This is a genomic window from Leptospira kirschneri serovar Cynopteri str. 3522 CT, from assembly GCF_000243695.2.
In the GTDB taxonomy this organism is placed as follows: Bacteria; Spirochaetota; Leptospiria; order Leptospirales; family Leptospiraceae; genus Leptospira; species Leptospira kirschneri.
Genome location: NZ_AHMN02000007.1, coordinates 307,742 through 322,500, shown reverse-complemented (window position 1 = coordinate 322,500; position 14,759 = coordinate 307,742). Strand labels below are relative to the sequence as shown.

General features: G+C 36.6%; 12 protein-coding genes (1 of these 12 cut by a window edge). 7 read left to right on the top strand and 5 right to left on the bottom strand.

Annotation, left to right across the window (positions count from 1 at the left end; all coding sequences use genetic code 11):
* A protein-coding gene (locus LEP1GSC049_RS215965; protein WP_004750172.1) for a DUF2505 family protein crosses the window boundary here: on the bottom strand, positions 1 to 141 show its beginning. Its footprint begins 348 nt before the window's first position; 141 of the gene's 489 nt are visible here — the first part of the coding sequence; its start codon is at positions 139 to 141; its stop codon lies beyond the left edge, outside the window.
* Between the two features lie 113 nt (positions 142 to 254).
* On the opposite strand from LEP1GSC049_RS215965, the gene alr reads away from it, so the two are divergent.
* The 4 genes from alr to LEP1GSC049_RS215985 are packed head-to-tail and all read left to right on the top strand — an operon-like array spanning position 255 to position 4,304.
* Positions 255 to 1,394 (top strand): alanine racemase, encoded by a 1,140-nt coding sequence (alr, locus tag LEP1GSC049_RS215970; protein ID WP_004769402.1) that lies wholly within the window; start codon positions 255 to 257, stop codon positions 1,392 to 1,394.
* A gap of 50 nt (positions 1,395 to 1,444) precedes the next feature.
* Positions 1,445 to 2,587, top strand: a complete 1,143-nt coding sequence (locus LEP1GSC049_RS215975) for a 1-acyl-sn-glycerol-3-phosphate acyltransferase (RefSeq protein WP_016560737.1) — start codon at positions 1,445 to 1,447, stop codon at positions 2,585 to 2,587.
* Positions 2,588 to 2,607: 20 nt separating this feature from the next.
* Positions 2,608 to 3,519: a hypothetical protein gene (locus LEP1GSC049_RS215980; RefSeq protein ID WP_016560694.1), complete on the top strand. Its 912-nt coding sequence runs from the start codon at positions 2,608 to 2,610 to the stop codon at positions 3,517 to 3,519.
* Positions 3,516 to 4,304 carry a magnesium transporter MgtE N-terminal domain-containing protein gene (locus tag LEP1GSC049_RS215985; RefSeq protein WP_004759944.1) on the top strand — a complete coding sequence of 263 codons (789 nt, stop codon included), beginning with the start codon at positions 3,516 to 3,518 and terminating at the stop codon, positions 4,302 to 4,304. The genes LEP1GSC049_RS215980 and LEP1GSC049_RS215985 overlap by 4 nt, the downstream gene beginning before the upstream one ends.
* Positions 4,305 to 5,419: 1,115 nt before the next feature.
* Here LEP1GSC049_RS215985 and LEP1GSC049_RS215990 read toward each other — a convergent pair.
* Together LEP1GSC049_RS215990 and LEP1GSC049_RS215995 are read right to left on the bottom strand one after the other, a co-directional pair.
* Positions 5,420 to 6,076 carry an LIC_20245 family lipoprotein gene (locus LEP1GSC049_RS215990; RefSeq protein WP_004756452.1) on the bottom strand — a complete coding sequence of 219 codons (657 nt, stop codon included), beginning with the start codon at positions 6,074 to 6,076 and terminating at the stop codon, positions 5,420 to 5,422.
* The gene (locus tag LEP1GSC049_RS215995) at positions 6,077 to 8,392 is read right to left on the bottom strand and encodes an ATP-binding protein (protein WP_004757490.1); all 2,316 of its coding nucleotides are present in this window, start codon (positions 8,390 to 8,392) and stop codon (positions 6,077 to 6,079) included.
* 55 nt (positions 8,393 to 8,447) lie between these two features.
* Between LEP1GSC049_RS215995 and LEP1GSC049_RS216000 the strand changes: the two genes are divergently transcribed.
* The 3 genes from LEP1GSC049_RS216000 to LEP1GSC049_RS2000000228940 all read left to right on the top strand — a co-directional run bounded on the left by LEP1GSC049_RS216000 (position 8,448) and on the right by LEP1GSC049_RS2000000228940 (position 10,971).
* Entirely contained in the window at positions 8,448 to 9,050 is a 603-nt protein-coding gene (locus LEP1GSC049_RS216000; RefSeq protein WP_016749789.1) for a lytic transglycosylase domain-containing protein, read from the top strand.
* 425 nt (positions 9,051 to 9,475) lie between these two features.
* Positions 9,476 to 10,165 (top strand): TetR/AcrR family transcriptional regulator, encoded by a 690-nt coding sequence (locus LEP1GSC049_RS216005; protein ID WP_004756379.1) that lies wholly within the window; start codon positions 9,476 to 9,478, stop codon positions 10,163 to 10,165.
* 677 nt (positions 10,166 to 10,842) lie between these two features.
* Positions 10,843 to 10,971, top strand: coding sequence for a hypothetical protein (locus tag LEP1GSC049_RS2000000228940; protein ID WP_004762692.1), 129 nt, complete (start codon positions 10,843 to 10,845; stop codon positions 10,969 to 10,971).
* A gap of 51 nt (positions 10,972 to 11,022) precedes the next feature.
* Here LEP1GSC049_RS2000000228940 and LEP1GSC049_RS216010 read toward each other — a convergent pair whose 3' ends face one another.
* Positions 11,023 to 13,296 carry an aconitate hydratase gene (locus LEP1GSC049_RS216010; protein WP_004756434.1) on the bottom strand — a complete coding sequence of 758 codons (2,274 nt, stop codon included), beginning with the start codon at positions 13,294 to 13,296 and terminating at the stop codon, positions 11,023 to 11,025.
* A gap of 271 nt (positions 13,297 to 13,567) precedes the next feature.
* A complete protein-coding gene (locus tag LEP1GSC049_RS216015) occupies positions 13,568 to 14,716 on the bottom strand; it encodes an OmpA family protein (RefSeq protein WP_004762754.1) in 1,149 nt (382 codons plus the stop codon).
* Positions 14,717 to 14,759: the final 43 nt, after the last annotated feature.

Below are 14,759 nucleotides of genomic sequence, written 5' to 3'. Positions count from 1 at the left end.
TAAGTTACCTTCTTTTTTCTCTTCTATAAGTTCTACGTTTTTTAATTCTGGGAATTTATCTAAATATTTATATCGATCTTCTCTTGCTTTTAATAGATTTTGCAACGGGACAGGAAATTGTTGAACTACCTTATATTTCATCCGGGCCTCTCGATGAGTTCTCGCACATTCCTTCAGGAACGTTTTGTTTTTCAATCCAGTTAATAAAAAACTATAGGAAGAATTTGCAAGACATTAATTCTGGTAGTAGTTCAATGAAAGATACCTATTCTTCCTGGATTGAAATTTCGAAACGTTCTCTGAGTAACAATTTAGATAGCTTTCGATCCATTCTACGCCCCAACTCTACATTGACCGCAATTTTAAAATCCAACGCATACGGTCACGGTATCGAACCGATGACCAGACTTTGTATCGAAGCGGGGATTTCACGCATCGGGGTCAATTCGATCGAAGAAGCACTTCTCATACGTAACATCGATCCTAAAATCCCAATTTTGATCATGGGAGAAATTCAAAATCCGGAAAAAAGAAAGGATGTGTTATCCGATCCTAATTTCTGGATCGTTTTTTCAAGACCGGAAACAGCTCGCATACTTTCTTCCTTTTTACCTGCTCCTAAACTTCATCTTAAAATCGATACCGGTATGGGTAGATTAGGTAACCACGGAGAAATCTTAAAACACACGTTAGGCGAATTGAAAAATGCAGGAATTTCACTCGACGGGATCTGCACCCATTTTGCCAGCACGGAAGATGTATTAGAACATAAATATTCTCTTATGCAGATTCAAAAGTTCGAAGAAGCAATTTTTCTTGCTAAGTCCTTCGGTTATAATAATTTAATCCGACATGCTTGCGCCTCCGCTTCTACGATGCTGTTTCCAAACGCTCACGTTGATATGGTACGAATTGGTATTTCTTTGTACGGTCTTTGGCCTAGTATCCAGACCAGACTTTCTTTAAACCTTACCGGAAATAAAAATTTTCAACTGAACCCCATTCTTTCTTGGAAGTCCAGGATCGCTCATATCCAAAATCATCCCGTTGACAGTTATATCGGTTACGGTTCCACATTTCAAACCTCGTATCCTACAAAAGTTGCTATTATTCCTGTTGGTTATTACGAAGGTCTGGATCGAAAACTTTCTAGTAACGGTGATATGTTGGTTCTTGGCAAAAAAGCCAGAATCATCGGCCGTATTTGTATGAATATGACTATGTTAGACGTTACTCATATTCCTGGCGCGGAAGTAGGTAGTATCGTAACAATCATCGGACAAGACGGAGAAGAATCTATCACTGTAGACGATTTAGCAGATAGATCTCATACAATTAACTATGAGATCATAACCAGAATCAGCGAATCCATTCCCAGGATTGTAGTAGACTAGAAACGATTCCTTTCTTAGTTTATCTTGTATTCCAAAATGACAAGGGTTACATGCAAGAGAACTCAGTTATCGACAAAAATTTAAATACGTCCCAAATTGTTCATTCCACAAATACTTATAACTGGCTGATCGGTATCGTATATAAAACTACGGGTATTTTTTTTGATTCTATCGAAGAATATTTTTCTCAAAACAATCATGATAAAATTTTACGAGCCCCCTATCCTACCGTCATTATGGGAAATCACGTTGAAGAAGGGGACGTTCCCGCTCTCTCAGTAATCCATAGGATAGTTCAACCGAAAATTAAATTTGCAATTCCCGCAAGAGAAGACATTCTAAAAAAAGATTTTTTAGTCAAAGAATTTAGACCTAAAGGTACTTTAAAACTGATTTTAGGAATGATTGATAAAACAAATCTAATTCCGATTTTCTTAAAATACATTGGATGTTTCCCAGTCAAACGTCCGTTTCGAGACAACGCTAGAGAACTTCTAAAAAGTGGAGAACTCAGAAACATGGTCGACCAAGAATGGAATTCTTTAATCGAGAGAGTTTCTTCCGGTAGAAATCTTTTTTTATTTCCGGAAGGAACCTACAATCACGACGGTTATCTAAATCAGATCAAAAAAGGGGTCTATTTTATTCGCACAAAAATTAAAGACGTTCATTTTATTTCGTTCACCCTCACATACGATTATATCTCTGCAAAAAAAACACAACTCCATATCGCCTACGGAGAGAATTTCGATATTCCCGAAAATGCAAATAGCGACGAAGTGATCAACATCGTAAAGGAAAGATTAGGAAAGAATTATGTAGTTACTCCCGGCAATCTTCTTTCGATGATTTTAATGCGACTGAGTACCGAAGCAGCGGTCGGCAAGGAAGTACTTTTTAAACGGTTGCAAAACTTTGCCGCAGAAATCAAAAGAAAAGGAAAAGAAATTCACGTTTCTGGAAAGTTGTTCTCATCTCATTTGGAAGATACGTTTCAGAACATTTTAAAAAAAGGGTTGGAAAGTAAACTTCTGCAATTGAACGGAAACGGAGAGGTGCTCGGAACCGAAAAACTGGTTCAGCAAGAAGGAGATATTAGAAATTTAAAAAAAAGAAATATACTTCTGTATCACTCAAATCAGCTTACTTATCATAAGTCTGAGCTGGACAAAATTTTTGTTTCTTTAATTTAAATCAAGGATACGAAATCAAAATGGGTTTTTGGAAGCGGTTATTTTCCTCAAAAAGAGAATATCGATCCGCGGCAAAAATTTGGATCGAAGATTCGGAGAAATTACAGAAAAGTATCCATCGAATCTTAGATTTACTCTTTAATTCCACTCTCAAAGAACTAATGCCCGAGAAAGTTTCTTTTTCTTTGGAATCCTTAAATGGTGTCAAAATTCCGGAAGATAAGATTAAAATCATATTAAAAGAAATCAATATTCAAGATACCTTTCCTTTTCGCTCCGCTTCGGATGTTATGAATTTGGAAACTCAAGAAGCGATTTTAAAATTCGCCACCGGAACCGTAGCGGCTCCGTCCAAATTTTTTCTGATGAAAATTCTAAATCAATCTCCCGTCCAAGAGATGTTTTCTTTAGGTTTAGAAAAAATATTATTAGAATTTAATAAAAAACTCAATCCTCTGGCGGGTATGTTTCAAGCTGCTGGTTTTGAAAAACAAATCTCAGGTTTCCTTTCCACTTTACTTCCGGGTTTTACCGAAAAGATCGCGGAGTTGATTCACAACTCTTCCGAAAGTGAAACTGGTAAAATTTTTATTTCTAACACGTTGAAAATTCTTTTTCAAACCGGTTTTTCCGATTTAGGTCATTTAGAATCTTCCGACTTTAGAAAACATCTGGAAGAACTCAAGAAAACGATTTCTAAAGATCCCATTTTAGAAAAAAATTTGGAAAAATTCTACGAAAATCTTAGAGACGCCGTCCTAAATGAATACAGAGGAGAAACTCTAAAAGAATTTTTAGGTTATTCCGAAAAAGAATATATTCTTTTTAGAGACTCCATCTCTAAAACCACCGCCGAAAACATTCTCGCCATTCATAAACAAAAACCTCTGACTGAACTGATTGCCGGCCTTTTAGAGGACGTACTCGGATGAAAAAAGTAATCAACCAAATCGGCAAAGCTTTGGAATATCTGGATAAACTAGGAACCGGTAAATCCTTTCAACTATTTCGTTCCTTAGGTTATGAAAAGTTATACTCTCTTTCCGAAAAAGTGGATCATAAAAATCTTCTTTATATCAGCCAGAATCTGGATGAGAAAACGATCATAGAATTTTTAAATCGCATTTCGGAAGAAACGTTAGTCGATCTTATTTCGAAAATTCCCCCGGAAGACATTACGTATTTCGCAAATAGTATTCCTATGGATGATCTCGTCTTATTGTCCACTTCGATTCCCGCTAAATTCATTGCAGAAATGTCCTTGAAAACCGGTAAAGAATCCGCCACCGAACTTTTAAAAAATATAGGAACACAAAAATCCATCGAATTGTTAAACGAAGTGGGTATTCAAAACTTCATTGAACTTTCGTTAAAAGTTCCTACCATTGAATTGATTCCTATCGTCCGAGAATTGACCCCTAAACAATCCGGAGCTTGGGTTCGTAAAAGAGGAATCGGAGATATTCCCAAATTGATCGAAGCGTTTGGTGTTCAAAACCTATTAGTCTTTTTAAGAACCCTCGGTTTTGAAAAAAACATTCATATCATGGACGTTCTTGGTCTGGAAGAATTAATCGAACTTGCATATACTATTTCCGGAATGAAACTTCCGGGCTTATCCACGTCCGACAAAAAGCAAAAAAAGGTTTCTAAAAAAATCCCTAAACAACCACAGAAGAAAATTTCTTCTTGGAAGAAAAATATTAGAAAATTCTAATTTATTTTGAAATGTAGAAATTCCACCCTAATTTAATGTGAGTTAACACGAAAGGGATCGATGCGAGGGACTTTAACAGAACGCTCTCTCAGACTAAAACGTCTCACTCTCCATCATAACAACCCCACAAGTATTTAGATCTCAATATAAATCTGTCGGAACTACGACAAATCCTCTGTAAAACTGAGTTCTCACCCGCATTTTGGGTGGTGGGAAAATTTGAAAGATTTTTCTCTATCAGAAAAACATACTTTTTGCAAGTAAAAAACCTCATTCTTGTCGGAACACTTGAATAATGTGCGTTTAGAGAGTGTTTGCTTTAGTTCAATTTGGATTCTAAAATCCTATTCAACTTGTGGGGTTGACCTATAACTCTCTCAAACTAAAGTCGTCTCGCTTCTACGAGCGCTCGAAGTAACTCAGCAGAACGCTTTTTAGGAAAGCGTTTTAGGTCGTTCGACAAATCGCGTTTGAAACTCAGCAGAACGCTCTCTATGAATCGCGTTCTATATTAAAACCAAAGACGATATATTGCATTACGTTTTCTACATGCAATTTATTGACCAGAGCCAAAGAGCCAGATTCGCCTCGGTTTTCTAAAAGTAGTAGTTCCCACATCCATTTTTTCACGGTAAAACGAAATTTTAAAAAACAGATTCCTTATATAAAATTCACGTCCAACGCAAAAGTTTCGTTTTATAAAACTTAATTTTCCGTAAAAATAAAATGTAGGAACTCATACAAAGTTCAATCACGAAAAATGAATGTTTAAATTCGTAATGTGACTTAATTTGTGGGAACTCTCACAAAATTTAGATTTACGATAAAACTTTGAAGATGTAGGAACTACCACAATTCACAATCAAACTTTAAAAAGCTCGGGAAAATTCTCTTGTATCAAAATAGAAACTTTTATAAATATTCAGTAGAACCAAAAACAGTCTCAAACTTTTAACGTTATAAAAATCAAAATGGTTTTAACTTTTGTAATGACATAAAAACGGCAATCTCATATAAAAAACAGGATTTCTGAACTCAAACTTTCTAAAAATAGAATCAGCAAATTAAAATTCACAAATCAAAACCGCCAAACAATAATTTAACGGCATGTCTCTTTAAGGAACATTCAAATTCTTTTTCGCAAACGTTAATTCTTCTTTACTTTTTTGAAGAGAAACCAAACGTTCTTCTATAAGTTTTAAAGAAGAACCCTGATTATTTTTACGCGAATCTTGAAAAAATTTCATACTATATTCTAAAATCTCAACCATATCTTCCGTTTTCTTGATTTTAGAATCCAGATAAAACTCCATTTCGGGTTTTACAACTTCCCTTCCTTCCAACAATGCAATTCGAACTTCCGACATTCTTTCTTCGTCTTTTTTACGTTTGTCTTCTTGTGCTTTGGTCAATTCTCTAGGAATCAACAAATTATCCGGAAAACGATCCGCAAATGATTTTACTCTTTGAATCACTTCTTTCCGAATTCTATCTTTTTCTTCGGGGGATAAAGTAGAATATTCGTTTTTTGGCGTAGTTATCGAAGAAATATCTGTAACGGCCAAATCTTCCGATTCGGTAAAGTTCAAAAAATCTCCGGATTCAAATAGAGAATCTTCTTTTCTAATTACTGTATTTCGACTGAGCCCGTTTGACAATCTTACGTTTTCAGAAGAATTACTTTTGTAACTTTTCCCTTCTTCTAAAAAAAATAGAGACGCCGTAAAACATAAGAAAATTAATAAAATCGAATATAATATTTTTCTGTTCATCTAAAAATTAGAAAACTGTAGAGGTAATAAAACCTTAAAATTACTTCCTCCGTTTACTCTGGATTCTAAAGTAATCTCTCCATTCATTTTGTGAAGAATGGTTCTAGAAATCGAAAGCCCCAATCCAGTGCCCCCGACCCTTTTGTTTCGATCGTTTGGAATTCGAAAAAATCTCTCGAACACTTTTTCGATATATTTAGGATCGATTCCTACTCCTGTGTCCTTGATATTGATTTCTAATTTGTCTCCACTGGTGGATTTCATCATTTTGATTTCGATTTTTCCCTTTTCTGTATATTTAATTGCGTTTACGAAAAGATTCGTAATCACCTGAGAAAATTCGAAACGAATCCCGCGAACCTTTAGTCCTTTGATTAGATCAAGTTCTACGATCAGACCTTTTTCTTTTGCGGAAGGTTCATTTGAATATAACACTTCCTCGATTACCAACGCTGGATCAAAGTTTTCAATCAAACCGGAGTTATCTTCTCCACGAACTTCTTCAAATTTTAAAAGATTTTCTATCAGGTGATTGAGACGTTTGATGTTCTTTTCAATCACGTCCAACATTCCACTTTGGTCTTTGGATAAGGAAGTATTAATCTCAGTTCTTAGAAGTTCAAAGTAACCTTGTATGTTCGTCATAGGAGAACGTAGTTCGTGACTGATATTAGAAATGAATTCGTGTTTAGCCTGTTCCGTTTCCTTCTTTTCAGAGTCATATAAAATATGAACCTGATAAATCTTTCTGGCTCTTTCAAACAAAGCCGTGATACTCAAAGAAACGTCCATCTCAGACTTATCCCTCAACTTCATTCTTGCTTGATCTACACGAAGCATCGTTTCCAAAGATTTAGCCGGAGTTGACCAATCTCCCATCTCCTTGATACCAGGGAACAGATCTTCCAATTTCAAATTATGTACGTTGTCCTTACTATAACCGGTAAGACTTCGAAAATTATAATTTCCCGCAATCAGCGTTCCAGAAACAGAATCCAGTAAAATCACCGGAATGGGAGAAAATTCGAATAAATAATTAAAACGGTCATCCGAGAACTGAAGTTCTATATTTCTTTTATCCATCTCAAGTCCCTGCATCATCAGAACGTTTTCAATTGCAGACGATCGGACCTCTTGAGCTCTAATATCCTGAAATAAAAAATCTAATATAGAATTGATTCCGGTTCTAATTGCGGATGCAGTTCCTTTGAGAGGTAATACAGGTAAACGTACCCCTTTTTTAGAATTGTAGATATTCAAAACCAAATTATGAATATCTGAAACTAAATCTCCTAACTCTCTTCGATCTCCGGTTTTTTCTAGAATTCGATTAGATTCGTCTTCTCTGCGGAAGTGTTCTTCCATCAGTGCTGTCTTCTTTACTTTCAATCCTTCAGGATACGTAGGAATTGGATCTTTAGCTGCAAAATCAAGAGCCTCTAAAAGAACCGACGGAGGATCCGTTAGATGTTCTATAGCTCTCCAATAGATACTTCCTAAATACTCTAATTCTTCGAGTGTTGCAATCGGAGAAAGAATCTCTTTCAGGTCCTGAGAAGGTTGTTTATAAAAATAATGCAGTTGTTCCAACTCCACTTTAAAACCAGGTACGTTTTCTTGAATTACGTGTTCCGTAGAATCGCTTGTGTTTTCGATCAAAGCTTCGATTGCACGACACAAAGCGGTCTGAACCTTATTGATTCTATCCGGATATGTCTTCGCAAACTTTCCGTTAAACGCAAGCATATTGACTGGAAGACGATACGGAGGTAAATCCCTACCTTCTGAAATTCTAAATCCGTTATTTAAAAAGTGAAATTCTTGAACTGAACCGATAAGTCCAAGAGTTGTAGTCTGAGCAAATTCATATTCCAAAAGATAAGATCTGGAATAAACGAATCTATAAGAAATTTTTTTACGAAATCGGCTGGAATTCATAAACTCTCGAGCCAATAACTTATCCACCGAAGTATTTTGTAATGCAGGTATTAGATACGAGGTTCCTTCTAAGATGGAATCCGTACTTGAATTGTATCTGGAATAAAACGAATGAATCATTCTCGAGAGAATCATCCCTCGAAAGATGGATTTATTCGGTATGGTTTTTTTCAAATGAAGATCCAGCCAAGTAGTAAACGGTATTTCTCCCGCTTCTATCTTTCCTGAACTTAAAAAAGCTAAGATCGCGTCGTAACTTTCTAAAACTCGAATCTGGACTTGAATTCCTTCTCTTTCGAAAAAACCTCTGGATTTAGCGTATAAAATTGGGAACGCGGATATTCTGGATGTGACGGCAATTTCAATCACAAAAGACAATATTTCCTAAGCTGCAGATTTATCAAGAATCCCTTGAAAAAGTCAAAAAAAGATCATGGTTTTGGGGGAATCTTCCGAGAGACATAATATGAGAGTTGAAGAAATTCCAAACGTGCAGTTAGTCTTAAGTAGAATCCACGAGATTGAAAATCGTTTCGTAAAAGAAACCCAATCGAAAAAACAAACGTTCGATTCTATTTTAAAAGCGGAACAGGAAAAATCCATCTCCGATCTTGAAAAAGAAAAAAGTTTCAGCAAAGATCTAAAAAACATAGAACCGAGTCTCGCCAAAATTATTCGCCAGGAATCCGAAAAAAACAATCTTGATCCTAGACTAGTTCAGAGTGTTATCAAAGCAGAATCTGATTTTAAAACAGATGCAGTTTCTCCCAAAGGTGCAATCGGTCTGATGCAGCTGATGCCTTCCACTGCAAATCTACTTGGAGTTGAAGATCCTTTTGATCCTGCGGAAAACGTGGCGGGAGGAACTAAATTTTTGAGCGACCTTTTGAACAAATATAAGAATTTAGATCACGCTCTGGCTGCTTACAATGCGGGCCCCAACGCCGTAGATCGTTACGCGGGGATTCCTCCCTATAAAGAAACTCGTAATTACGTGGAAAAAGTAAAAAAGTTTTATTCTTCCAAGACTGAATAAAAAATTTCATAATCCCTTTAAAATTTTAAATAATCGTATATTCTAATTTTACAATAAACTTAATAATTGATTAATCTTATTTCATCAAAGACAAAACATCTTTTTCGGATTTTAAGATTATTTTAGAATTCAAACGAGTCCTTTTCCATCAGACCATATTCAATTTTTCTTTGTAAAGTAATCTAAATAGAATGTCGTTTTTTATAAGTTAAGACACGAATAACTTAGATTGAAAAATATCTTTTTCATATTTATGGATTGTATGATAGTTTCTGCGTTTTTAGAAATTAAAGTGTGTATGTTTAAGTTTAACGATCTTTCATCACGTTTAATTTAGATCCCATAAGCAATTTAAAATAGATTCAGTTACTTTTTCGAAATAGTGAGTGACACTATCTACCGTTTTAACTTTTATAGGGAGCAAAATGAAATCGCTTAAATCAAAGGTAAACGTCCGAACGAAGGATAACGTTATCTCTGAAGCGATGATTCGCAAAAGAGATCGTGTCGCCACCGAAACTGCTATTCTTTTAGCGGCCATTCAAGTTTTTGCAAAAAAAGGCTACGATGGTGCGAATACTAAAGACATAGCCAAGGTCGCAAATGCAAATGAAGCTTTAATTTTCAGATACTTTGGAAATAAAAAAGGACTTTTAGAAGCTATCCTAACCAGATCGGAAGAAATTAAAAAAGAAAATTCTCGCCGCATTCCTAAAAATTCAGAAAGTTATCTAGATCTAGAAGCAAGTCTTGAACGTATGATTAGTCGTAAATGTAAAGATTTCAAAGAAGCCGAAGACTTTATGAAAGTTGCAGTAAGTCAGGTCATTTTAGATTCTGAAGTGAGTCGAATCATTCAAAAGAAAATTTATACAAAAATTATTCCTGAATTTATGGAAGAGTTGGAAAAATTTAAAAAAATGGGTAAGGTAGATTCTAAGGCAGATTTAAAATCGGTTGCGTATGCGATCTCTTCTCTTACTTTTGCTTTAGGTTTTATGGGTCAGTGTGTGTATAAAATGCCTCACACGGAAATACAAACCACCATTAAAGAAGCTGCAAGGATTTTTAGAAAAGGTTTAGAGCCGGAATCTCTTAAAAAAAGATCTAAATAACATAAGTTTAATATAGGTTCGATAGAACTTTTTTATAAGTAGCAATTCCTACATTTTAAAAAAGTAAAATAGTTTAACGTGAATTCGTGGAGAAATCAATTTTTTCGTAAAAAAATAGATGTGGGAACTCTTACAAATCGTGAATTTACCAGTTGGACTTTGAAAATTGTAGGAACTACTATGGAATCATCATCCATCCGATTTTTGCACAAAACCGCTGTTTTACGACCATCATCAAAATTTAAATCCCACTTTAATGTGAGTTCGGCTGAGAAAGAATTTTTTAAAAGTAATAGTTCCTACAATTTTAGAAGTTGTTCGTAAAATCTTGATTTGTAAGAATTCCCACATTTTTAGAGTTTTACTGTAAAACCTCGGATTTGTAATAGTTCCCACAGATTTTGTCTCATTTTAGATTCATTACTCTTTTTGAAAGTTCTTCGGTTCTGGAAAACCGTGGTAGTTCCCACATTTTCATGATTTCACAGTAAAATAACGTGAATTCGGCATAACGCGAAATGGATCGATGCGAAAAAACTCAGCGTCTCACGCCCTGAAAATGTATCACTTCCTGAATACCGATCATTCGCTTGAGTTTTTCGGGTCGTCCGACAAATCGCGTTCTATATTGAAACTAAAGGCGATATGTTTACATTACATTTCTTGCATAAACCTTGTTGACCAGAACTAAAGAGCCAGTCCAACTGCCTGTGGCGAGCCGGATTCGTCCAATTAGTCCGGACAAAAATACATTCTGCGCGATTGATGATTTTAGAGATAAAAGTTTTCCTTCCGAAACTTCTTGAGTCGAAATTTGAAAGGAAAACTTAGGAATTTACACGAACAAATCTTTCGAGTTATCCTTTCTTCTTTTGTTCTTCGCTGATTAGATTGAGCGCACTACCCGCCTTGAACCAAGCAATCTGTTGTGAATTGAAAGTATGATTGGCTTTAATCTCTTGAGAAGAACCGTCTTTGTGGTGCAATACGAGAGTCAAAGGAACTCCCTCTTGGAAAGAAGTCAGACCCAAAATATCGATAGAATCCTCTTCTTGAATTTTATCATAGTCTGACTTATCCGCAAATGTAAGAGCAAGCATCCCTTGTTTTTTCAAATTCGTTTCATGAATTCTAGCAAACGATTTTACAATCACCGCTCTTACTCCAAGATGTCTAGGTTCCATCGCCGCGTGTTCTCTGGAAGAACCTTCTCCATAATTCTCGTCTCCGACCACGATAGATCCGATCCCTCTAGCTTTATAAGCTCTTGCGGTTTGGGGAACCGATTCGTAAGCTCCTGAAAGTTGATTTTTGACTTCGTTGGTCTTATCGTTAAACGAATTCACCGCTCCGATCAAAAGGTTATTGGAAATATTATCTAAATGCCCTCTGTATTTTAACCAAGGACCCGCCATAGAAATATGATCCGTAGTACATTTTCCTTTGGCCTTGATGAGAAGTTTTAAACCTTTTAAGTCCGTTTTTTCCCAAGGAGTAAATGGAGAAAGAAGTTGAAGACGATCCGATTTAGGATCCACTGCAACGATTACTTTAGAACCGTCCGCAGCAGGTGCGATAAAACCGGCGTCCTTTACGTCAAAACCGTTCGGAGGAAAATCAAGACCAGTTGGTGGATCTAGTTTTACATCTTTTCCATCTTTGGTTTTTAAGGAATCCGTAATCGGATTAAAATCCAATTTACCAGCAATTGCAAAAGCAGTCACAATTTCGGGTGACGCAACAAACGCATGAGTTCCCGCAAGACCGTCGTTACGTTTCGCAAAATTTCTGTTAAACGAAGTGATGATCGAATTTTTTCTCTCCGGATCTTTTGTATGACGACTCCACTGACCGATACAAGGACCACAGGCGTTTGCAAGAACCACTCCTCCTATATCGGAGAACGTTTTTATCAGACCGTCTCTTTCGATCGTATAACGTATCATCTCCGAACCGGGAGTTACAGTGTATTCCGCTTTTACTTCTAAATTTTTATCCGCCGCTTGTTTTGCTACAGAAGCGGCGCGAGTAATATCTTCATAAGAAGAATTCGTGCAAGAACCGATCAAACCTACTTCCAAGTTGGTGGGCCAACCGTTTTGTTGAACCGCTTCCTTAAACTTAGAAAGAGGAGTTGCAAGGTCGGGAGTAAAAGGTCCGTTAATATAAGGTTCAAGTTCTGACAAATTGATCTCTATAACCTGATCAAAATATTGAGAAGGATCGGCATATACTTCCTTATCTCCGGTCAAGTGTTCTGCAATTTTATCTGCGAGATCAGCGACGTCTTTACGATTTGTCTTTAAAAGATATTCCTTCATGTTCCGATCATAACCGAACACGGAAGTGGTGGCTCCTATCTCCGCACCCATGTTACAGATCGTTCCTTTACCGGTACAAGAAAGACTATCCGCACCTTCGCCGAAGTATTCCACGATCGCACCGGTCCCACCTTTTACGGTGAGAATCCCAGCAACTTTTAAAATAATATCTTTTGCAGAAGCCCAACCAGAAAGTTTACCTGTAAGTTTTACACCGATGAGTTTTGGAAATTTTAATTCCCAAGCCATACCCGCCATAACGTCTACGGCGTCGGCTCCACCAACTCCGATTGCGATCATGCCTAAACCACCCGCATTTACAGTGTGAGAATCGGTTCCGATCATCATTCCACCAGGGAAAGCATAGTTTTCTAAAACGACCTGATGGATAATCCCAGCGCCCGGTTTCCAAAAACCGATTCCGTATTTGTTAGAAACGGAAGAAAGAAAATCATAAACTTCCTTGTTGACTGTGTTTGCCGTTTTTAAGTCTTCTGCTGCACCGTCTTTCGCTTGGATCAAGTGATCACAGTGAACGGTGGACGGAACTGCGACCTTACTTCTACCTGCAGACATAAACTGCAAAAGAGCCATCTGAGCCGTAGCGTCTTGCATAGCGACTCTATCCGGAGCAAAATCCACATAAGACTTTCCTTTTTCATAAGCGGCTTGGAGTTCGCCATCCCAGAGATGGGAATAAAGAATTTTTTCGGTAAGAGTAAGAGGTCTTCCAACGACGTTTCTTGCTTTTGTAACAAGAACCCCGATCTTATCATATCGGGCGCGAATCATTTCTATATCGAATGCCATTGTTTTCTCCTGAGTCCTTCTACGAGTTGTCCTTCCAGTTCATCGATAGAATAAGACAAGTTACAAATTCATGCTGTTGCAAGCATTTAGTTTGTATAGAATTTTTCACAGGAAGATTGAAAAATAGGATTTTGAAAGCCTAAGAAAGAATTTTACAACCTACTCGACTTGAAATCGTGAAAGCAATTACAACCTCAAGGTCTGAATTCTCACCAAACTTTCTTATATCAAACCCAAGTTTAAATCGACAAAAAGATTTGAGTAAATCTATTCAATTATAAATTCTAAGTTCCACTCTACGATTCATTTCCTTCCCCTCTTCTTTAGAATTATCGCCGATAGGAACACTTGCACCTTTGGGGATGATTTCAAAACGATCTTTGGAAATGCCGTTTCCAGCAATATAATTTCGAACCGTTTGTGCACGAAGAAAAGAAACTTTTTGATTGGCGTCTTCGCTACCTTCCAAAGAAGTATGGCCGATAACTTTGACTCGGATCGAAGAATCTTGTTTCATCCAGCGAGCCAAACGGTTGAGACTTGGTCTCGATTCTTTATGAATCTGAATGCTGTTTTTTTCAAAACGAATTACATTGGATTCAATTTCTCTAAATTGAGGATTAGAAGAAAATTCTTCTGTGGAATTTTTATTTGTCAACGAAGAGAATAAGGATTTAGATTCTAACTTTTTTCCGTTTTGTGGTTTTAGAATTGTAAGAGCGTTTTTTGGAATTTCCGATTCCTCTTTTTTAGACCTTACGCTTTTTTTTCTGATTTCCTGAGTAGATTCTGCTTTTTCCGTCAAAACGTCGGATCGTTTTTCTTTTGAATTAGAGACGATCTCAGATTTCGTTTTTACGACTTGCTCGGAATCTTCCCTATAAAATAGGGTTCGGAAAAAATAGACCAGACCTATAAGAATCAGAAAACCAGAAAGAAAAATTAAAGTCGGAACAAGCCTTTTATTTTTTTTAGAGTGGGAAGTTGTGGATGAAAAATTGGAATTTTCTCTCCAACCTCTTGTAGAAGTCTCCTTGATTTCAACTTCGGTTTTGTCTTCTCCCCAACTGGAAGGAAAATTTACTTCCGGAACCTCAGAATCATCAACTAAGATGGATTCCACATCACTTTTTTTTCTTGCTTCTTGCACTTTTTTAGCGGCCCATTTACGGATTTCTGAACGGAACCATTCGTCCGATTTTTCGGTGAACTTATAATTTTCACGAATGTATTCGATCGTATGTTTTTCTATGTCCGTATAAGCGTTGTTATCCTTGACAATTCTTAAAAGACGTTTTGCGTCGTTGATCGAAATCTTACCATCCCGTTTACCGGAAGTAAATTCTTCCGCAAGCTGGATCAACTTACGATCGTATTTTCTACCTTTGATAGTGATATAGTAGTTTTCTTGCTTCGCCATAATCTTTTACCGCACCAAAATTTAGAGAAGAATTTATTCCCTG